Annotated in this window: 22 protein-coding genes; 14 read left to right on the top strand and 8 right to left on the bottom strand. The window is 60.9% G+C overall.

Annotated features, from left to right (window positions below):
* The first annotated feature begins 49 nt into the window (after window positions 1-49).
* Window positions 50-433: a DoxX family protein gene (locus A11A3_RS02265; protein WP_008927642.1), complete on the top strand. Its 384-nt coding sequence runs from the start codon at window positions 50-52 to the stop codon at window positions 431-433.
* A gap of 53 nt (window positions 434-486) precedes the next feature.
* On the opposite strand, the gene A11A3_RS02260 is transcribed toward A11A3_RS02265, so the two are convergent.
* Both A11A3_RS02260 and purT read right to left on the bottom strand, forming a co-directional pair.
* Window positions 487-897 carry an NINE protein gene (locus tag A11A3_RS02260; protein ID WP_008927641.1) on the bottom strand — a complete coding sequence of 137 codons (411 nt, stop codon included), beginning with the start codon at window positions 895-897 and terminating at the stop codon, window positions 487-489.
* A gap of 11 nt (window positions 898-908) precedes the next feature.
* Window positions 909-2,114 carry a formate-dependent phosphoribosylglycinamide formyltransferase gene (purT, locus tag A11A3_RS02255; RefSeq protein ID WP_008927640.1) on the bottom strand — a complete coding sequence of 402 codons (1,206 nt, stop codon included), beginning with the start codon at window positions 2,112-2,114 and terminating at the stop codon, window positions 909-911.
* A 101-nt stretch (window positions 2,115-2,215) separates the two neighbouring features.
* Between purT and tadA the strand changes: the two genes are divergently transcribed.
* Entirely contained in the window at window positions 2,216-2,671 is a 456-nt protein-coding gene (gene tadA / locus A11A3_RS02250) for a tRNA adenosine(34) deaminase TadA (protein WP_008927639.1), read from the top strand.
* Between the two features lie 4 nt (window positions 2,672-2,675).
* Here tadA and mltF read toward each other — a convergent pair whose 3' ends face one another.
* Window positions 2,676-4,088, bottom strand: coding sequence for a membrane-bound lytic murein transglycosylase MltF (gene mltF / locus A11A3_RS02245; protein WP_008927638.1), 1,413 nt, complete (start codon window positions 4,086-4,088; stop codon window positions 2,676-2,678).
* Window positions 4,089-4,466: 378 nt separating this feature from the next.
* On the opposite strand from mltF, the gene purL reads away from it, so the two are divergent.
* The 4 genes from purL to A11A3_RS02225 all read left to right on the top strand — a co-directional run bounded on the left by purL (window position 4,467) and on the right by A11A3_RS02225 (window position 10,250).
* On the top strand, window positions 4,467-8,342 hold the full coding sequence (gene purL, locus A11A3_RS02240) for a phosphoribosylformylglycinamidine synthase (protein WP_008927637.1): 3,876 nt from the start codon (window positions 4,467-4,469) through the stop codon (window positions 8,340-8,342).
* 202 nt (window positions 8,343-8,544) lie between these two features.
* The gene (locus tag A11A3_RS02235) at window positions 8,545-9,210 is read left to right on the top strand and encodes a PaaI family thioesterase (protein ID WP_008927636.1); all 666 of its coding nucleotides are present in this window, start codon (window positions 8,545-8,547) and stop codon (window positions 9,208-9,210) included.
* A 3-nt stretch (window positions 9,211-9,213) separates the two neighbouring features.
* Window positions 9,214-9,918: a PaaI family thioesterase gene (locus tag A11A3_RS02230; RefSeq protein WP_008927635.1), complete on the top strand. Its 705-nt coding sequence runs from the start codon at window positions 9,214-9,216 to the stop codon at window positions 9,916-9,918.
* Window positions 9,918-10,250 carry a YqfO family protein gene (locus tag A11A3_RS02225; protein ID WP_008927634.1) on the top strand — a complete coding sequence of 111 codons (333 nt, stop codon included), beginning with the start codon at window positions 9,918-9,920 and terminating at the stop codon, window positions 10,248-10,250. Before A11A3_RS02230 ends, A11A3_RS02225 begins: the two co-directional genes overlap by 1 nt.
* On the opposite strand, the gene A11A3_RS02220 is transcribed toward A11A3_RS02225, so the two are convergent.
* Complete coding sequence (locus A11A3_RS02220; RefSeq protein WP_008927633.1) at window positions 10,247-10,804, bottom strand: NUDIX hydrolase; 558 nt, start codon at window positions 10,802-10,804, stop codon at window positions 10,247-10,249. The genes A11A3_RS02225 and A11A3_RS02220 overlap by 4 nt on opposite strands.
* A 306-nt stretch (window positions 10,805-11,110) precedes the next feature.
* On the opposite strand from A11A3_RS02220, the gene A11A3_RS02215 reads away from it, so the two are divergent.
* Genes A11A3_RS02215 through A11A3_RS02200 form a run of 4 tightly spaced genes read left to right on the top strand, consistent with a single transcriptional unit; the run spans window position 11,111 to window position 13,468 of the window.
* The gene (locus A11A3_RS02215) at window positions 11,111-11,776 is read left to right on the top strand and encodes a helix-turn-helix transcriptional regulator (RefSeq protein WP_237738813.1); all 666 of its coding nucleotides are present in this window, start codon (window positions 11,111-11,113) and stop codon (window positions 11,774-11,776) included.
* Window positions 11,776-12,177 carry a CsgE family curli-type amyloid fiber assembly protein gene (locus A11A3_RS02210; protein ID WP_008927631.1) on the top strand — a complete coding sequence of 134 codons (402 nt, stop codon included), beginning with the start codon at window positions 11,776-11,778 and terminating at the stop codon, window positions 12,175-12,177. Before A11A3_RS02215 ends, A11A3_RS02210 begins: the two co-directional genes overlap by 1 nt.
* Window positions 12,177-12,581 carry a curli assembly protein CsgF gene (locus tag A11A3_RS02205; protein WP_008927630.1) on the top strand — a complete coding sequence of 135 codons (405 nt, stop codon included), beginning with the start codon at window positions 12,177-12,179 and terminating at the stop codon, window positions 12,579-12,581. The genes A11A3_RS02210 and A11A3_RS02205 overlap by 1 nt, the downstream gene beginning before the upstream one ends.
* 44 nt (window positions 12,582-12,625) lie before the next feature.
* Window positions 12,626-13,468 (top strand): CsgG/HfaB family protein, encoded by an 843-nt coding sequence (locus tag A11A3_RS02200; RefSeq protein ID WP_237738812.1) that lies wholly within the window; start codon window positions 12,626-12,628, stop codon window positions 13,466-13,468.
* A gap of 21 nt (window positions 13,469-13,489) precedes the next feature.
* Here the strand turns inward: A11A3_RS02200 and A11A3_RS02195 are convergent, their stop codons facing one another.
* The 3 genes from A11A3_RS02195 to A11A3_RS02185 are packed head-to-tail and all read right to left on the bottom strand — an operon-like array spanning window position 13,490 to window position 15,646.
* Window positions 13,490-13,840 (bottom strand): hypothetical protein, encoded by a 351-nt coding sequence (locus A11A3_RS02195; protein WP_157375243.1) that lies wholly within the window; start codon window positions 13,838-13,840, stop codon window positions 13,490-13,492.
* 58 nt (window positions 13,841-13,898) lie between these two features.
* The gene (locus A11A3_RS17205) at window positions 13,899-15,092 is read right to left on the bottom strand and encodes a curlin-associated protein (protein ID WP_008927627.1); all 1,194 of its coding nucleotides are present in this window, start codon (window positions 15,090-15,092) and stop codon (window positions 13,899-13,901) included.
* 23 nt (window positions 15,093-15,115) lie between these two features.
* Entirely contained in the window at window positions 15,116-15,646 is a 531-nt protein-coding gene (locus tag A11A3_RS02185) for a hypothetical protein (protein ID WP_083851650.1), read from the bottom strand.
* Between the two features lie 369 nt (window positions 15,647-16,015).
* Between A11A3_RS02185 and A11A3_RS02180 the strand changes: the two genes are divergently transcribed.
* Genes A11A3_RS02180 through rssA form a run of 4 tightly spaced genes read left to right on the top strand, consistent with a single transcriptional unit; the run spans window position 16,016 to window position 18,274 of the window.
* Window positions 16,016-16,597 carry a CoA pyrophosphatase gene (locus A11A3_RS02180; RefSeq protein WP_008927625.1) on the top strand — a complete coding sequence of 194 codons (582 nt, stop codon included), beginning with the start codon at window positions 16,016-16,018 and terminating at the stop codon, window positions 16,595-16,597.
* Between the two features lie 10 nt (window positions 16,598-16,607).
* The gene (locus tag A11A3_RS02175; RefSeq protein ID WP_008927624.1) at window positions 16,608-17,147 is read left to right on the top strand and encodes a gamma carbonic anhydrase family protein; all 540 of its coding nucleotides are present in this window, start codon (window positions 16,608-16,610) and stop codon (window positions 17,145-17,147) included.
* Complete coding sequence (locus A11A3_RS02170; RefSeq protein WP_370695891.1) at window positions 17,083-17,343, top strand: DUF1289 domain-containing protein; 261 nt, start codon at window positions 17,083-17,085, stop codon at window positions 17,341-17,343. Before A11A3_RS02175 ends, A11A3_RS02170 begins: the two co-directional genes overlap by 65 nt.
* A 1-nt stretch (window position 17,344) precedes the next feature.
* On the top strand, window positions 17,345-18,274 hold the full coding sequence (gene rssA / locus A11A3_RS02165) for a patatin-like phospholipase RssA (RefSeq protein WP_008927622.1): 930 nt from the start codon (window positions 17,345-17,347) through the stop codon (window positions 18,272-18,274).
* 169 nt (window positions 18,275-18,443) lie between these two features.
* On the opposite strand, the gene A11A3_RS02160 is transcribed toward rssA, so the two are convergent.
* Window positions 18,444-19,706: an HlyC/CorC family transporter gene (locus A11A3_RS02160; protein ID WP_008927621.1), complete on the bottom strand. Its 1,263-nt coding sequence runs from the start codon at window positions 19,704-19,706 to the stop codon at window positions 18,444-18,446.
* Window positions 19,707-19,719: the final 13 nt, after the last annotated feature.

Here is a 19,719-nt window from a genome sequence, read left to right as displayed (position 1 = left end):
TGCCGAAAACGTTCAATAGGGCCAACGCATCATCAACCGGAGCAAAAACATGAACAACCCGGATATCGGCAAACTGATTCTGCGACTGTCCCTGGGCCTGATGTTGATTCTGCATGGGCTCAACAAACTGCAGCATGGCGTCGGCTGGATTGATGGCATGCTGGCCCAGCATCATCTACCCGGGTTTCTTGCCTACGGGGTTTTCATCGGTGAACTGGTGGCGCCATTGATGATCATCGCCGGTTACTACACCAGGGTGGGGGCGGCGTTGATCGTCGGCAACATGCTGGTGGCGATTGTGCTGGTGCACATGGGGCAGATTTTTACCCTCGGTCAGCAGGGTGGTTGGGCGCTGGAGTTGCAGGGCTTTTACCTGTTTACCGCTGCGGCACTGTTTTTCCTGGGGGCAGGCAAGTACGCCATGAAAAACTGAAACCGGGCGTTGTAAAAAAGGCCGCGTTACGCGGCCTTTTTGCTGCCTGACGCTTAGCCAGCCAGGCGATTTTTTTCGGCGATCTGGCCGTTGAGTGTCCAGAAATCGTAAAGAATGCCCAGACCAAAAAAACCGGCGGTAAGCAGGTAGAGAATGCCGGTGATCACCTTGCCCATGTAAAAGCGGTGAATGCCGAAAATGCCCAGGAAGGTGAGCAGGATCCAGCTGATGTTGTAATCAATGGGGCCTGCCTGATAGCGCTGGTCAGCGGCATCATCCATGCCCGGAATCAGGAACAGGTCGATGATCCAGCCGATGAAAAACAGTCCCAGGGTAAAAAACCAGATGGTGCCGGTGATCTGGCGACCGTAGTAGAAACGGTGAGCGCCCATGAAACCGAAAATCCACAACAGATAGCCAAACAGTTTGCTGTGGGTGTCCTGGGTCAGGTTGGGTTGTTGCATGGAGGTCGTCCTTATAAATCCACGTGGAGGGCCGCGCTGGCACGGTTGGCCTTGTCGCGGGCGTTATCTATGTCATTGCCGGTGGCCAGGGCCACGCCCAGCCGGCGGCTGCCTTTCACTTCCGGTTTGCCGAACAGGCGCACCTCGGTGCCAGGGTCAGTCAATGCCTCGGTCAGCCCCCGGTAGCGCATGGCCCGGGATTCCCCCTGTACCAGCAGTACCGAGGAGGCGGAGGGGCCGCGCTGCTCGATGGTCGGAATCGGCAGGCCGAGGATGGCCCGGGCATGCAGGGCAAACTCGGACAGGTTCTGGGAAATCAGCGTCACCAGGCCGGTGTCATGGGGCCGGGGGGAGACCTCGCTGAAATACACCTGGTCGCCCTTGATGAACAGCTCCACCCCGAAGATACCGAGCCCGCCCAGGGCTTCGGTAATGGCGCCGGCCACCTGGCGTGAGGCCTGCAGGGCGGCGTCGCTCATGGCCTGGGGCTGCCAGGATTCCTGGTAATCACCGTTTTCCTGACGGTGGCCGATGGGGGCGCAGAAGGCGGTCTGGATGCTGTCACCGGCCCGGTGGCGCACGGTCAGCAGGGTGATTTCGTAATCGAAATCCACAAAGCCTTCGACAATCACTCGGCCCTGGCCGGCGCGGCCGCCGGATTGGGCATAGTCCCAGGCTTTCTGGATATCCGCATCGGTCTTTACCGTGCTCTGGCCCTTGCCCGAGGAGCTCATGATCGGTTTCACCACGCAGGGCAGGCCGATATCGGCAATGGCCTGGCGGTATTCTTCCTGGGTTTCGGCAAAGTGATAGGGCGAGGTGGGCAGCGACAGTTCTTCGGCGACCAGTCGGCGGATGCCTTCGCGGTTCATGGTCAGCTGTGCGGCCCGGGCGGTGGGCACCACGGTGTAGCCTTCGCTTTCCAGGCGCACCAGTTCATCGGTGGCGATGGCTTCGATTTCCGGCACGATCAGCGCCGGTTTTTCCTGCTCCACCAGGGCGCGCAGGGCGGCGCCGTCCAGCATGTTGATCACATGGCTGCGCTGGGCCACCTGCATTGCCGGGGCATGGTCATAGCGATCCACGGCGATCACTTCACAGCCATAGCGAATCAGTTCCAGGGCCACTTCCCGGCCCAGCTCGCCGGAGCCGAGCAGCATGACGCGGGTGGCGGTGTCGGTGAAAGGGGTGCCGATGATGGTCCCGGTGGTAGTCATAGTGGCTCCTGAAAAATGAATGCCCCGATTGTAACGGAAAGGCCCCTAGCCAGCATGGGGGCAGCCTCTTACCATTGGCGCGAACGGAAAAGGGGACGCTTTTGGACGATCATGACTGGATGCAGCGGGCGCTGGCATTGGCCGAACAGGCCGCCGCCGTGGGCGAAGTGCCGGTGGGTGCGGTGCTGGTACGCGATGACCGGGTGCTCGGTGAAGGCTTCAACCAGCCGATTCGTGCCTGCGATCCCAGTGCCCATGCGGAAATCGTGGCTCTGCGCCAGGCGGCCCGGGCGCAGGCCAATTACCGGCTGCCAGGCAGCACGCTCTACGTGACCCTGGAACCGTGCACCATGTGTTTCGGCGCGCTGGTCCATGCGCGGGTGTCACGGCTGGTATACGCCGCCAGTGAACCGCGGGCCGGTGTCTGTGAAAGCCAGCTGCAGTTGCCGCAGGTGGATTTCTATAACCACAGGATGGTGGTGGAAGGGGGGCTGCTGGCGGCGCAGAGCGCCACCTTGCTGAAAACCTTTTTCGCCGGTCGTCGGGTTAAACGTTAGGGCTCTAGTTCAGCGCCAGCAGGGTATCGCTCTTGCGGCGGCTGTTCTCCGCCCATACCAGCAGGTCGTAGTAGCGACGGATGTGGCGCACGTAGACCACCGCCTGGCCGCCACGGGCCGGGCCATAACGAAGCTGGCCGGCATAGGCGCTGTTGGCCAGCATCGGCAGGCGTTGTTTCACATCCTGCCAGTTATCCGGGTTGCCGCCCTGGCGCTCGGTGAGTACCCGGGCATCTTCCAGATGACCCATGCCCACGTTGTAGGCGGCCAGGGTCATCCAGGTGCGGCTGGGCTCGGCGATGCGCTCGGGAATGCGGTCATGGATGCTGCGCAGGTACGCCGCGCCGGCGGTGATGCTCTGGGTCGGGTCCGTGCGGTCACTGATACCCATTTCCCGGGCCGTGTCGTTGGTCAGCATCATCAGGCCTTCCACCCCGGTGGGGGAAATGGCGCGCGGATCCCACAGGGATTCCTGGTAGGCCACGGCGGCCAGCAGGCGCCAGTCAAAGCCGGTATCCCCTTCCGCCTGGCGGAAGGTGGCCTCATAGCGGGGCAGGCGGTCATCCAGGTGGCGCATAAAGCTGCGTGCCGCATAGGGATTGAACTGCTCCACATGGCCGTAGAAACGGTCTTCCAGCTTGGCAATGGTGCCGTCGGCCTTGGCCTGGGTCAGGTAGCGCTGGGCGGCCAGATAGAGGCTCTGGTCGTCCTTCTGGCTGAACGCCCACGCCAGCGGCTGCTTGGCGGCCACCACGTAATCGGCCTTCAGGTCCGGGTACAGGGGGCGCTGCAGGGTATAGCTGTTGGAGTTGATCAGGGTGTAATCCAGCTTGCCGTTTTCCACCAGCGCCAGCAGTTGCTCCGGGGTGGCATCTTCCACTTCCTGGTACTTGATGGCCGGGTCCTGCAGCTGGGCCTTGAGCAGCAGCTCGGCATGACTGGTGCCGGCAGCCACGGCCAGGTTGCGGTCTTCCAGGTCCCTCATGTCGGAAACAGACGGGCTGTTGCGGCGATGGACCACCAGCGTACGCACGGTCTGGTAGGGGGTGGTGAAGCGCAGGCTTTCGCTGCTTTCCGGGGTGGCCACCAGGCCGGCGGCGGCCAGGTCCGCGGTGCCTTTGCGTACCGCATAGCGCACATAGGCCAGATCATCGGATTCCAGCACGCGCAGTTTGACGCCCAGGCTGTCGGCGAAGCCGCGAGCCAGTTCGTATTCCATGCCGGTAAAGCCGTGCTGGTCCTGGTAGTAGGTGGTGCTGGAGGGGCGAGTGATCACCACCAGTTCACCACGGGACATAACCCGTTCCATGGCCGTGGGAGTCGGGCGCATGGCCAGCATCATGCCGAGCACGCTGAACAGGGCCAGCGAGGCCAGCAGGTGCTTCAGGTATTTTCTGTTATAGCGCAAAAATTTCATCTTGGTGATGCCCTCTGCCGAATCCTTCAGACAGGGTCGGTACTGCTTACCGCCGACCGGTGTATGGCGTAACCGGCCATACCTGTGATCTGTATCACGCAATCGGCGGGCACTCTACCATCGGCAACTGTATGTTCTGTAACCCTTTGTCTGACAATTGACGGCTTTTTGAACAATGGAGGGAAACTCCATGCACAGTCATTAATTTGCTTATCGGTAATGTGTCCTAGGGCAACAGCGTGTATCTCAGCCGGCGGCGTAAAAGGCGCCCGCCAATGCCTAAGGTCGTGTAGGAATCGAACAGCGCATCCCTTATCATTGCGGCCCTGATGTGATGGCTTCACAGACTCCCCCACTGGCAATGAAATAAGGCGCACTATGCTGATCCTCCCCGGAAGCCCGGCCCTGTCCGCATTTCGCAAGGAAAAACTGCTTGAGTCCCTGCCCGGCGTCACCGCGCTGTCGGCCCGCTACGTGCACTTCGTGGCGCTGCACCAGCCGCTGGACAGTGCCCGTCAGCAGGTACTGGAAGGGTTGCTGCAGTACGGACCGACGATCGAGGAAAGCGAGGTGGACGGCCAGCGTTTTGTGGTGGTGCCGCGCCCTGGCACCATTTCGCCCTGGTCGTCCAAGGCCACCGACATCTGCCACAACGCCGGCCTGACCGAGGTGGAACGGGTGGAGCGCGGTATCGAATATCGCCTGGTGGGCGAGGGGGATCGCCAGAGTCTGGCGGCCGCCCTCCATGATCGCATGGTGGAGGCGGTGCTGGCGGAGCTGGATGAGGCCCAGGCCCTGTTTACCCACCACCAGCCCCGGCAACTGACCACCGTGGATATTCTTGCCGGTGGCCGGGCGGCACTGGCGGCGGCCAACGGCGAGCTGGGCCTGGCCCTGGCCGACGATGAAATCGATTATCTGGTGGAGCGTTTCACCGCCCTGGGCCGTAACCCCTCGGACGCCGAACTGATGATGTTTGCCCAGGCCAACTCCGAGCATTGCCGTCACAAGATCTTCAATGCCGACTGGACCATCGACGGGGAAGCCCAGGACCTGAGCCTGTTCGGCATGATCCGCAACACCTACAACAACGCCCCGGATGGCGTTCTCAGTGCCTACAAGGACAACGCCTCGGTGGTGGCCGGGCCGGTGGCCGACCGCTTTTTCCCGGCACCGGACAGCGCCGAATATGCCTTCGTGAACGAGCCGGTGCATCTGCTGATGAAGGTGGAAACCCATAACCACCCGACCGCCATCGCTCCGCACCCGGGCGCCGCCACCGGTTCCGGCGGTGAAATCCGTGATGAGGGGGCCACCGGTCGTGGCTCCAAACCCAAGGCCGGCCTCACCGGTTTCTCGGTGTCCAACCTGAACATTCCGGATTTTGTCCAGCCCTGGGAAACTCCTTACGGCAAGCCCGGACGCATTGCTTCGGCCCTGGATATCATGATCGAGGGCCCCATCGGCGGTGCCGCCTTCAACAACGAATTCGGTCGCCCCAACCTGTGTGGTTACTTCCGGACTCTGGAAATTCAGGCGCCCGGTGTCCACGGTGAGGAAGTTCGCGGCTATCACAAGCCGATCATGATTGCCGGCGGCATGGGCAACATCCGTGACGGCCATGTGGAGAAGAATCCGATCCCCGAGGGGGCCAAGATCATCGTGCTGGGTGGCCCGGCCATGCTGATCGGCCTGGGCGGCGGCGCGGCCAGCTCCATGGCCTCCGGTGAATCCGACGAGACCCTGGACTTTGCCTCCGTACAGCGCGACAACCCGGAAATCGAACGCCGGGTGCAGGAAGTGATTGATCGCTGCTGGGCCCAGGGCGACAACAACCCGATTGTTTCCATCCACGACGTGGGGGCGGGCGGCCTGTCCAATGCCCTGCCGGAGCTGGTCCACGACCACGACATGGGCGCCCGCCTGGAACTGCGCAAGGTGCCCAGCACCGAGCCGGGCATGAGCCCGGTGGAAATCTGGTGCAACGAGGCCCAGGAGCGTTATGTACTGGCGGTCATGCCGGAAGATATCGACCGCTTTGATGCCATCTGCCAGCGCGAGCGCACTCCCTACGCGGTGCTGGGCGAGGCCACCACGCAAGAGCACCTGACCGTCAGTGACGAGCACTTTGGCAATGCGCCGGTGGACCTGCCCATGGACCTGCTGTTCGGCAAGCCGCCGAAGATGCAGCGCCGCTTCGACCGCGAGGACTTCCAGCGCCAGACCTTCACCACCGACGGTATTGACCTGCAGGAAGCCGGCGAGCGGGTATTGCGCCTGCCCACGGTGGCCTCCAAGAGCTTTTTGATCACCATTGGCGACCGCTCCATCACTGGCTTGGTACACCGGGACCAGATGGTGGGCCCCTGGCAGGTGCCGGTGGCGGATTGCGCGGTCACGGCCACCGGCTTCAACCAGAACCTGGGGGAAGCCATGGCCATGGGCGAACGCACCCCGGTGGCGCTGGTGGATGCGGCGGCATCCGGGCGCATGGCGGTGGCCGAGTCCATCACCAATATCTGCAGTGCCCACATCGGCGACCTGGGCCAGATTCGTCTGTCCGCCAACTGGATGGCCGCCGCCGGCCACCCCGGCGAAGACCAGGCCCTGTTCGATACCGTCAAGACCGTAGGTATGGAATTGTGCCCGCAGCTGGGTATCGCCATTCCGGTGGGCAAGGATTCGCTGTCCATGCGCACCGTGTGGAATGACAAGGGGATCGACAAGAGCGTCACTGCGCCGCTGTCATTGATCATTTCCGCGTTCTCCACCGTTACCGATATCGACCTGACCGTCACTCCGGAACTCAAGAGCGGGCTGGACAGTGAGCTGCTGCTGGTGGATCTGGGCCGTGGCCAGAACCGCCTGGCCGGTTCCGCTCTGGCCCAGGTCTATGGTCAGGTGGGCGATGTGCCGCCGGATCTGGACGACGCCAAGGACCTGATTGCCTTCTTCGAGGTAACCCAGCAGCTGCTGGCCGAGCGCAAACTGTTGGCCTACCACGACCGCTCCGATGGCGGCCTCTACACCACCCTGGTGGAAATGGCCTTTGCCGGTCGTACCGGCCTGGACATCACTCTCGATCACTTGGCCGGTGACACCGCGGAAGCCGTGGCGGCCCTGTTCGCCGAAGAGCTGGGCGCGGTTGTGCAGGTGGCCAGCGAGCACGCCGACGAGGTGGTCAGCCGTTATGCCCAGGCCGGCCTGGGGCAGGGCGTGCATCGCCTTGGCCAGCCGGAGGGTGATGATGTAATCCGCCTGCGCCTGGGTGGCGGTATCCTGCTGGAAACCCCGCGTCGGGAGCTGCAACGCATCTGGGCGGAAACCAGTTATCGCATCCAGGGCCTGCGCGACAACCCGGATTGTGCCCGCCAGGAATTCGATGCCATTCCGGCCAGCAATACCCCGGGCCTGAATGTGCGCCTGACCTTCGACATGACCGAAAACCCGGCGGCGCCCTACATCAACACCGGTTCCAGACCGAAGATGGCGATCCTGCGAGAGCAGGGCGTCAACGGCCAGACCGAGATGGCCGCCGCCTTTGACCGGGTCGGTTTCTCGGCGGTGGATGTGCACATGAGCGACCTGCTGGAAGGTCGTGTGCAGCTGGAAGACTTCAAGGGTCTGGTGGCCTGTGGCGGCTTCTCCTACGGTGACGTGCTGGGCGCCGGTGGTGGCTGGGCCAAGACCGTGCTCTACAACGACGCCCTGCGTGAGGCCTTCAACCGGTTCTTCTACCGCGAAGATACCTTCGCCCTGGGCGTGTGCAACGGCTGCCAGATGCTGTCGCACCTGAAGGACCTGATCCCCGGCGCCGAGCATTGGCCGCGGTTTGTGCGCAACCTGTCCGAGCAGTTCGAGGCGCGTACCTCACTGGTGGAAATCCAGGATTCGCCGTCCATCCTGCTGCGCGACATGGCCGGCACGCGTATTCCCATTGCCGTGGCCCACGGCGAGGGGCGCGTGGAACTGGCCGACGATGCCCTCAACCGCAATATCGAACAGCGCCTGGTGGCACTGCGTTATGTGGACGGCCTGGGCAACCCCACCGAGCAGTACCCGGCCAACCCCAACGGTTCGCCCCAGGGCGTCACCGGCTTCACCACCAATGATGGCCGCGTGACCATCATGATGCCGCACCCGGAGCGGGTATTCCGTGTGCTGCAGAACAGCTGGGTACCGGACGACTGGCGCGGCCACGAAAACGGCCCCTGGCTGCGCATGTTTGCCAATGCCCGCAAGTGGGTGGGGTAAACGGCAATTGATAATGAATAGCTAATAATGAATAGCTAATAATTAATAGCGACACACAAAGGCGGAAATGGCTTGGCTATTTCCGCCTTTTTTCTGTCACTTATGGAGCTTGTGGCTTGGCGGGTTGGCCATCAGAATCAAACGATCGTTTGATGGCGAGTCGTTATCAGTTCTCAATTATCCATTATCAATTGGTGCCCCTGTGTCCGAAAAAACCTTCGGCCCTTTCGAGCTGCAAAAGGCCTACAAGACCGAGCCCGTTCCGGCGGATTTTGTTCAGCGTCGTCGTATTAGTGCGGCCATGCATACCCTGGCCGAGCGCTTGATCCGGGCGGAGGCGGACGAGGCCACGCTGGCGGGCTGGGCGCAGCAACTGGAAAGCGTGGTGGCCGCCATTGGCGAGCCGGATCGGCGCGATACCCGCGAGGCCAATCGCAAGCTGTTCACCGGCGCGGCCACCGCCGAGGATATTTTTCACATGATGGACTACGACCCGGTGGGTGGGCCGTCTAACCCGGTGGCGCCGCAGGTGGCGTGGTTACATGAGGATCAGGACGGCATTGAAGGCGCCGTGCACCTGGGGCTGCAATATCAGGGCCCGCCGGGTCGGGTCCATGGTGGCGTGATCGCCTGGCTGCTGGATGCGGCCCTGTCGCGGGCCCTGCACGCCGCTTTCCGGTTGGGGGTGACCGGCACGCTCAATATCCGTTATCTGGCCGCCTCGCCGATCGAGGAAACCCTGCATTGTCGCGCGCGAATTACCGGCCAGGAGGGGCGCAAGATCTTTGTGGAAGGCGGTATCTGGCAGGGCGAGACCCAGACCGTGAGCGCCGAAGGCATCTGGCTGACACCGAAGAGTCTGGGGTAAATCATGAGTGACACCTACCATTTTCGTGATATCCGGGTGGCGGAAACGCCGGCCCCGTCCGAGCGAGCCCGATTGCACCGAACGCTGGGTGCAGAGTTACTGGCCCTCAACGAGCAGTTGTTGCGCCTGGATGCCCCGCAAGCCGAGTTGCAAGGCTACATCGATCAGGTGCGCCGTCTGCGACAGGACATGCAGTCCCATGGCCAGCGTGATTACAACGCCATCCTGCAGCGGCTGTTGCGCGGCGAGGGCAGCGGTGATGATGTCACTGACCTGGTGGATTTCGAGATTCTCTCCGGCAAGGCGTCGCCCATGTCACCGCCGCTGGAGTTATGGCTGGACGGGGATGTGGTGCGAGGCCGTGCCACCTTCGGCATGGCCTTTCAGGGCCCGCCCGGGCGTGTGCACGGCGGCGTCATCGCCCTGGCTCTGGATATGCTGATGGCCAAGACGCAGGATCTGGTCAAGCAGATCGGCATGACCGGCACGCTTAATATCCGCTACCTGGCGGGCACGCCGATCCATACGCCGGTAGACTTTGAAGCACGTCTGATTCAGCTGGAGCGGCGCAAGCTGCGCTGCGAGGGCAAGGTGCTGGTCAATGGCCAGCAGACCGTGGCGGCGGAAGGAATCTGGATCAGCGCCCACGGTGACTATGTCTACAAACCGGAATACGCTGAATCACAGCCTGTTGTCACGGAGGATTAATGGACACATCTGCCCTCTACAAGCTCTGTTTCTATGTGCCGGTGACCCATGTGGAGCAGGTCAAGCAGGCGGTGTTTGAAGCCGGTGCCGGCCACATGGGGGATTACGATTGCTGCTGTTTTCAGTCAGCGGGGCAGGGGCAGTTTCGCCCGTTGCAGGGCAGCAACCCCTTCCTGGGCAGTCAGGACAAGGTAGAGGTGGTGGAGGAGTACTGCATCGAGACCGTCTGCATGGAGCAATACCTGCAGGCGGCGGTCAGCGCCCTGCGCCTGGCGCACCCCTATGAGGAGCCCGCCATCGACCTGTGGCGGCTGGAGCCGCTGCCCGGCTAATCGTCCCTGGGCCGTGCCCGCAGGGGCGGAATGTCCTGGATGCGGCTGGGGAAGTCGTTGCGGGCCAGATCGTCAATGTAATACTTGAGGGTGCGGCCGATGGTGGGGAAAGCCAGCTCGTCCCAGGGGATTTCGTCCAGGGCGAACAGCCCGGCATCACTGCTCTCATCGCCCACGTCGTATTTGCCGTCCACCAGTTCACCGAGAAAAAACACATACACCTGGTTGATGTGCGGCAGGTTGAATACGGTGTAGAGGTCGCCGATGGCCACGGTGGCACAGGCTTCTTCCCAGGTTTCCCGGGCGGCGCCTTCCTGCAGGGTTTCGCCGTTTTCCATGAAGCCCGCGGGCAGGGTCCAGAAGCCCTTGCGAGGCTCAATGGCGCGCTTGCACAAAAGCACCCGCCCTTTCCACATGGGGACCGCGCCAACCACGATCTTGGGGTTCTGGTAGTGGATGGTCTGGCACTGATCACACCAGTAGCGGGGCCGGTTATCGCCCTCTGGAACACTGAATTGCAGATCGCCGCTGCCACAATGGCTGCAGAATTTCATAACCACCCCAAGTCGGATTTCTGATATTTCGTATCCTAACCCAAGCTACCGGCAATAACCCATTCGGCTGATTGTCCCGCTCGGTTGTGACGGTATATACAGTAGAAGTTACGACTGCTTACGCAAGTTTACGAAATTTAAAAATTAGCCAGAAGAGCTAGTGATTGAGCCGGTGGGCAACTCTAGACTGATTGTCCCGGTCATGGAAGCCGGACCCGCTGGTCCCCCAGGCCTGGGGGGAAAACTTCATACCGACACAAGGCAGTATGAAATTGGGGATAAGGGACTTTCGATATGGACATGTCAATGGCACGCAATATGCGTGACGGGGGAAATACTTACCTGGTGGTCTCTCACTGCAACAACCTGGCAATCCGGTTGTTGGCCCGCTCCATTGAAACGCAACGGGGCACCACCTGCCGTGCAATCAATCGCGATGACCTTTTCCACGACCAGATTCAGGACGAGCTGGTGCTGGTCAATGTGCTGGATTTTTCCGCCACCGAACTGGAGCAGCTGCTGGGCAAGATTCAGGAGCGCAAGGGGCTTTGCCGGGTGATTCTGGTCAATGCCGATCGCGGCGACGATATCTTTTTCCTGCTCAACTGGCCGGTGGTGAAGGGCGTGATCTACCAGCAGGACAATGATGCTCTGGTGTCCAAGGCCATCGAGGTGGTTAGCCGGGGGCGCAGCTGGTTTCCGCGCAGTTACATGGATTATCTGGTCCGCCACCGCAAGACGCCCACCCGTTGCGGCCATATTTACGAGAGCCTGACCAGTCGTGAGCGGCAGATGCTGGATCATGTGGTTCGGGGCATGAGCAACCACGAGATTGCCGATGCGCTGTGCCTGAGTACCCACACGGTCAAGGCCCACCTGCAGAGTCTCTATCGCAAGGTGGGGGTCAAGAACCGGGTCGGTGTCATTCGCTGGGTCCATGACAACCATCTGGAAGAAGGCCAGGAGTGTTGATGTGGCGCGCACCGCGGACCGCATTGTGCATCACCGCCCTGTTTTGTCTGCCGCCGCCGGCGACAGCGCAGAATGAAATGGACATGGGGCTGGTGGTTGATCAGACCATCTCCCCGGTGGGCAAACGCTTTTATCAGCAATTTTCCTCGGAGCGGCACTACCTGTTCCCGGACACGCCTTTTACCGTTGCCATTTACGAACAACCCTCTGCCCGCTCGGGCAGCATTATCACCATCAAGGCATTTGATACACCCCTGAAACGCTTTGTGCTTTCGTTCGCCTACCACTGGGATGATGACCGTGTGCAGGCGCTGGTTAGGGCAGTTGAGATCGAGGTCAGGCGTCTCAAACTGAACAGCCTGCTGGTGAACAATCCGGACCTGGCCAAGGATGGCTACTGATGAAACAGGTTATCGCTTTTTCCCTGCTTGCCCTGTCGCTGGATGCGACCGCCAGTGAGCTGGTTTACCAGCCGGTCAACCCGAACTTTGGCGGTAATCCCCTCAATGGCAATTATCTGCTGGGCAATGCCCAGGCACAGAACGACTACAAGGACCCGGATGCCACCACCTATGAGCGGCCGTCCGACCTGGAGCGTCTGGCCTCGTCGTTGCAGTCCCGTCTGCTCAGTCAGCTGTTATCGGATGTGGGCGATGGCCAGGAGGGCAGCATCGTCACCGATGATTTCAGTATCAACATCGTCAATAACGATTCCGGTGACGGTTTGTCGATCCTGATCCAGGACCTGGCCAGCGGTGAAGTGACCCAGATCGATGTGGATGGTCTGGTGCCCGATACTTTCTAACCGGCTGTTTTCCAGCTGCCTGGCAGAGCAGGGATGCATTGAAAGTGAAAACACAAACAAAAACGCTGTGTGCTGCGCTCATGCTGGCGTCGCTGGGGGGCTGTGTGACGCCGCCGCTGAAAAACGACGCCCCGGCCCTGGTGCAAAAATCCGAGATCGGTGAAGACCTGGAAAAGCTGCCGCCACCCCGTGGGGTGATCAAGGCTTCGGTCTACAGTTTTCGCGATCTGACCGGCCAGTATCGGCCGGCGCCGGCGTCGTCCTTTTCCACGGCGGTGACCCAGGGCGCGGCAGCCTATCTGGTCGATGCGCTCAATCGCTCCGGCTGGTTCGTGACGCTGGAGCGCGAAGGCCTGCAGGATCTGCTGACCGAGAGGAAGATCGCCCGCGCCGTGGTGGAAAAACGCCAGCAACGGGGTGTCGCCACCCCGGATGTGCCGGACCTGATGTCCTCGGACATTCTCTTCCAGGGCGGCATCATTGCCTATGAAACCAATATTCAGACCGGGGGCCTGGGGGCCCGTTATCTGGGTGTTGGTGCCTCGGATGAATATCGCGCCGACCAGGTGACAGTGAACCTGCGGGCGGTGGATGTGCGTACCGGCCGGATTATCAATACCGTTTCCACCACCAAGAAAATCTACAGCAAGGAGCTGCAGATGGGGGTGTTCCGGTTTATCGAGTTCAAGAAACTGCTGGAGGCGGAAGCCGGCGTCACCAGCAACGAGCCGGTGCAGGAATGCGTGAAGCTGGCCATCGAGTCGGCGGTGGCCAACCTGATCGTCAAGGGGGTCAAGGACGGCAACTGGTCACTGAAAGATCCGGCCGATATGAAAAGCCCGGTGATTCAGACCTATCTGACCACCCTGGCCGGCGGGGCCGAATGATGGGACCGGTGCAATAACCACTCAGGGAAAGGTCTTTTCGGTGCGGGCCAGTAACCGCGACTGGTGAAGCACCTTGCCAACCACCTCGACCCGGTCGTCGCCGGTCAGATTGATTCCCACATTACCGATCACCTGAACCTCTCCGGTGCTGTTGAAGTAACCGGACTGGCTGCTGGTGGTTCGGCCACTCTTGCCATGCTTGTTCAATGTCAATTGATACTGCAGCGGCAGTTTTGCCTGATCACAGTGCACCTGCAGGCGAAAACGCGCGGTGCCTTTGGCAGAGGATTCGGATTGTAAGATGGCCAGACGGCAGTCGGCCTGGGCGATGTAGGTAATCATCAGCAGCATTACCAGTGTTAACGCTCGCATGGGTAATCCTAAGGCAAGCAAAAAAGGGCCGCCCCGAAGGGCGGCCCAGGGGGCTGTGTTACATCTGGGTAATAGTGGCGCTGTTTCCGGCACCACCGGCCTGCATAATGCTGGCATTGTTAAAGCTGGAGGTCTGGGTAATGGTGGCGGTGTTCGGGTCCAGTGCCGTACCCAGGCCGGTTTGCAGAATGTCTGCCTGGTTGTTGCTGCCGCTCTGGGTAATATCGGCGACACCGAATTCCGCCGGGGCGGTCTGGTTGATATAGGCATCGTTATTAACGTTGCTCTGGGTGATGGCGGCATGGCCGTTGCCACCCCACTGATCAATGTCGGCGCTGTTATTACCACCGCTCTGGGTGATCATGCCTTCATTGTCCGAGCCGGACTGTTCCACCCGCGCAAAGTTGTCGGTGCCGGTCTGATTGATGTCGGCCAGGTTGCGATCGCCCAGACCCTGATCCACTTCTGCGGTCAGCATGGAACCGTTCTGGTCCACATAGGCGTAGGAGTCGTGGGACTGATCCTGCAGCACGTCCACGGAGCTGTTGTCACCGGCCTGGTTCACTTCCGCATAGGCGTAATCAGACACGTTCTGCTGGCTGATGTTGGTGCTGTTGGTGTCACCGGTCTGGTCTACCAGGGCAGTGGCAAAGCTGCTGTCGCTCTGGTTCACGGTGGTGGTCAGGTCGACACCATCATGCTGCTGCACATTGGTCATGCTGCCGCTGCCGTTGCTCTGGGTAACGGTGGCCAGGGCGGTGTCCACGTTGATCTGACCCACGGTGGCGGTGGTGCCGGCGCCAGTGGTGTCCTGGGTGATGGTGGCGCTGCTGGTCTGGGCTCCATCCTGGGTGATGCTGGCCGCGGACTGGTCGGCGCCATTGATCTGGTTGATGGTGGCATCACTGACATCAGAGATATTCACCTGGGTGATATCCGCCGTGTTGGTGGTGCCATCCTGCAAAATGGTGCCCTGGGCAAACCAGCTGTCATCCTGGGTGATGCTGGCAGTGTTGTCGTTGCCAACGGTGTCGATGTCCGCAGACATGGGCGCGGCGCTGTTGCTCTGGGATACCGTGGCCGCGTTGTTGTCACCGGTCTGATCGATGGTGGCGTCAGCGGCAAAGGTATTGCTCTGGGTGGTGCTGGCGGTATTGCCGGAGCCGGTCTGGTTGGTGGTTGCCGTGTCTGCCCAGGCCCCCGTTGCCAGGGTGGCGAGGATGGCGGCGGCAAGCGGTTTCAAGGTTTTCATGGTCTTTCTCCTCTAGGTTTAAATCAATTCCACTGCTGGATGGATACATACATTCCGGCCCCCACCTGGGTGACCGAAACGTTGTTGGAAAAACCGTTCTGGCTAATGACGGCGGTATTGGCGGTGCCGATCTGGTTGACGCTGGCGGTGTTGTAGCTGCCGTTTTGCAGTACGGTGGCGCTGTTGTAGGCACCGCGCTGATAGATATCCGCCTGGTTGCCAAGCCCGTACTGGTTGACCACGGCCAGGTTTTCCCAGCCCAGCTGGGTAATGTCCGCCTGCTGGTCGGTGCCGTATTGAAGAAGTTCGGCCTGGTTGTGGCCGCCGGACTGCTGGATGGAGGCTTGATGGGACTGGCCCTGTTGCGTAATGCTGGCGCGGTTGTTGCCCGCCTGGCGAATGTCGGCCTGCAGGTCACTGCCGTCCTGGGCAATGTCCGCGCCATTGCCCAGGGGGAATTCCGGTGTGGGGCTAAGATCCCACCCGTGGCTGCTGGCGGCACACAGCAGCATGCCGCACAGCATTATGGTTTTTGTCCATCCCTGGAAATTCATTGCCACCCCTGGCGCGCGATACTTGGTGTTATGGATACGTCCCTGTACACACAGTGTTGCGCTGTGCAAACGACAGGAAAATTGGCCAGGGGTGCCGAATTTGCAGGGGCCAGGCTAGCCTGCGGGGTAGGGCCATGAACGGTTGGCCGGGCCGTGATGGGCCGGGGATACTGGGGCAAAGAGATAACTGCCTGAAATAGCGGGGCGCCGGCCAGGCGCGGTTGATTAGCCGTTCGGTGTAAGCCATGTCGACGGGCAGGACAAGCGCCACAAAATACGCCTTGCCGTGCCGGGGCGGTGTGATCAGGCTTGCTCCTGTCAGCCGGGCTGTTCAAACTACCGTTTGAATCCAAGTGACTGGAGAAGAGAGTGCTTGAGCGTCTCAGGCAGCGCCTGCCTGATTACCAACGCACGGAATTGCCACTGGCCCTGCCGGAGGCGGCGGTGTTGATGCCCGTACTGGATCTTCCGGAGCCGCACCTGATTCTCACGGTGCGCTCCAGTTCCATGCCGACCCATGCCGGTGAAGTGGCCTTCCCGGGCGGCAAACGTGATCCCGGTGACCGGGACCTGCTGATGACAGCCCTGCGTGAAAGCGAAGAGGAAGTGGGGCTGGATCCGGCGCAGGTGGAAATTCTCGGGCAGTTGTCGCCGCTGGCCTCCCGTTATGGCATGAAGGTGGTGCCCTTTGTAGGGGTGGTGGACCCGGCGGCCCGGCTGGTGGCCGAGCCCGGCGAGATTGATACCATTTTCCAGGTGCCCCTGGGATTCTTTCTGGAGCAGGCGCCGGAGCTGTCCAGCCCGATCGACTTTTTTGGCCGTCGGCTGTGCATTCCCAGTTACTACTTTGAGGACAAGCGGATCTGGGGGCTGACGGCCTTCATGATTCTGGACCTGATCAATCACGTCTATGATGCCGGTATCCGCTTTGATGTAACCGACCAGGATTAGGCTCTTACTTATGATTTATAAAATTGGCGAACGTCGTCTGGAGCAGCGCGGTGAAGGTCACTGGATCGCGGACAATGCCACCGTGATCGGTTCGGTGATCATGGAGGCCAACACCAGTATCTGGTTCAACGCGGTGCTGCGGGCCGACAACGATGTGATCGAGATCGGTGAGAACACCAATATTCAGGATGGTTCGGTCCTCCATGTGGACCCGGGCGTGCCCATGAAAATCGGCAAGGGCGTGACCGTCGGCCACAAGGTGATGCTGCATGGCTGTACCATTGGCGATAACAGCCTGATCGGCATCAACGCCGTGGTGCTCAACAAGGCGGTGATCGGCAAGAACTGCATTATCGGCGCCAACTCGCTGGTCCCTGAAGGCATGAAAATCCCAGACAATTCTCTGGTCATGGGTTCGCCCGCCAAGGTGGTCAAGGAAATTTCCGACGGGCACAAGGCCATGCTGACCATGAGCAGCATGCATTATGTGGCCCATGCCAAGGAATTCGATGCCCACCTGGAAGTGGATGAGCGCTTCCATGGCGGATGAGCCGCAGCCGATTGCGTCCCCTTGCGTGTCGATCTGCGCGCTGGACGAGAACGACATCTGCGTGGGGTGCTTTCGCACCGGCGGGGAAATTTCCATCTGGGGCCTGCTTTCCCACGCGGAGAAGCAGGAAGTCATGCGCCGAATCCCCTTGCGTATGGACGGGGAGCCGGCGCCCTGTGTGGTGAGGAAGCGATAACATGAATGACGGGGTGCAACCGGATAACCGCCACCAGCCGGTGGTGGGGCTGGCGCTGGGCAGTGGTTCCGCCCGGGGCTGGGCCCATATCGGCGTGATTCAGGCGCTGGAAGAAATGGGCGTTCGCCCCCAGGTGGTGGCCGGTACCTCCATCGGCGCCCTGGTTGGCGGTGCCTACGTGAGTGGCACCCTGGACGATTTCGCCGACTGGGTGAAACGCCTGACCGTCAAGGATGTGTTCGGGCTGATGGATATCAGTTTTTCCGGTGGTGTGGTCAAGGGTGAAAAGCTGTTCGGCTATTTCGAGCAACACCACCACAACCCGGATATCGAAACCCTGGAGCAGAAGCTGGTCACCGTGGCCACGGACATGCGCAGTGGCCGTGAAGTCTGGATCAGCAAGGGCCCCATGCTGGATGCTGCCCGCGCGTCCTGTGCGCTGCCGGGTCTGTTCTCGCCGGTGAAAATGCAGGGTCGATGGATGCTCGATGGCGGCCTGGTCAACCCGGTACCGGTCTCTGCCGCCCGCGCCATGGGCGCGGATGTGGTGATTGCCGTCAACCTCAATGCCCAGCTGGTGGGCGCTCACCTGTCCCGAGATACCCGCAGCCAGGCGGATCAGGAGCATGGCAGTGAAGAAGAGCACAGTATCTGGCAGAAAATGATGAACTACTTCGCGCCCGGCGATGATGAAAACCCGGGCTTTTTCGATGTGGTGGCCGCCAGCGTCAACATCATGCAGGACCGCATCACCCGTTCACGCATGGCCGGCGACCCGCCGGAAGTGACTCTGGTGCCCTTGCTGGAAGACTTCGCCCTGATGGATTTCCACCGCGCCAGCGAAGCCATCGAGGAGGGCCGCCAACTGGTGGAACGCTACGCCACGGACATCCGTGCCTGGGTGGGATCGCCACTGGCGGATAGGGTTTGATGGGAATTGATAATTGATAATTGAGAATGGATAATTGATAACTCGCGTTCCCGTTGTTTTTGTTTCTCAACGCAAGAGGCCGCGCTCAAATTCTATGCGCGGCCTCTTGGCTTTCAGGATTCGATAACACATCTCGCGTCGTTATCAATTATCCATTCTCAATTATCAATTAACTAACCTCCGCCTTCCTCATCCTCGCGGCCTTCACCATATTGTCCTTCACCTGCAGGATTTCGATCAGGTACTGGTCGATTTTCACCGAGATGTTGGCGTCGGGGATGTCCTGCAGATATTCCAGGATCAGGCCGTTGAGGGTCTTGGGCCCGTCGGTGGGCAGTTCCCAGTGCAGGGTGCGGTTGATTTCGCGCAGGTGGGTGGAGCCGTCGATCACGTAGCTGCCATCCTCCTGCGGGTGAATATCCTGGCTGGTGGCGGCCAGGTCGGTGGTGAATTCACCGACGATCTCTTCAAGAATGTCTTCCAGGGTCACCAGGCCGAGCACGTCGCCGTATTCGTCCACCACGATGCCGATGCGCCGCTTGGCGTTCTGGAAGTTGATCAGCTGGCGATTGAGCGGCGTGCCTTCGGGCACGAAGTAGGGCTCCACCGTGTACTGCATCAGCTCGGCCTTGTTGATGTCGTCGCGCAGCATCAGGCGGCTGAGTTTACGCAGGTGCAGCAGGCCGATCATGTTGTTGGGGTCACCGTTGTAGACCGGCAGCCGGGTGTGCTGGCTGGAGCGCAGGGTGGCGACGATGTCCGCCATGTCATCGTCGATGTCGATGCCCACCATCTCGTTGCGGGGGATCATGATGTCCTCCACGGTGACGCTTTCCAGGTCGAGAATGTTGAGCAGCATCTTCTGGTGACGTTCGGGGATCAGGCCGCCGGCCTCGTTGACCACGGTGCGCAGCTCTTCCGGGCTGAGGTGGTCGTCATCCTGCTCGCCGGGCCTGATGCCGCCCAGTCTCAGCAGCAGGCTGCTGACGCCGTTGACCAGCCAGACCAGGGGGGCCAGCAACGTCTGCAGGGGTTTGAGTACCAGGCTGGCGGGGAAGGCCACCCGCTCCGGCTTCATGGCGGCGTAGGTTTTCGGGGTGATTTCCGCAAATACCAGCATGACGATGGTGATCACCACCGGGGCGATGGCCGCACCACTGTCGCCGAGCCAGCGAATGGCAAGAATGGCGGCCAGGGTGGCGGCGAAATTGTTGACGAAATTGTTACCGATCAGGATCACCGACAGCAGGCGGTCGGTGCGCTTGAGCAGGGCTTCCACCCGGGAGGCGGCACGGTGCCCCTGGCGCGCCAGGTGACGCAGACGGTAGCGGTTGATGGCCACCATGCCGGTTTCACTGCTGGAGAAAAAGGCGGAACCGAGAATCAGGAATATCAGGGCGCCGATCAGCCACCCATCCGAGAACGTATCCAAGGGAAATGTAATT

The sequence above is a fragment of the Alcanivorax hongdengensis A-11-3 genome (assembly GCF_000300995.1).
Classification (GTDB): domain Bacteria; phylum Pseudomonadota; class Gammaproteobacteria; order Pseudomonadales; family Alcanivoracaceae; genus Alcanivorax; species Alcanivorax hongdengensis.
Note: the sequence above shows the minus strand (reverse complement) of the source record. Positions and strands in the feature narration are given on the sequence as shown.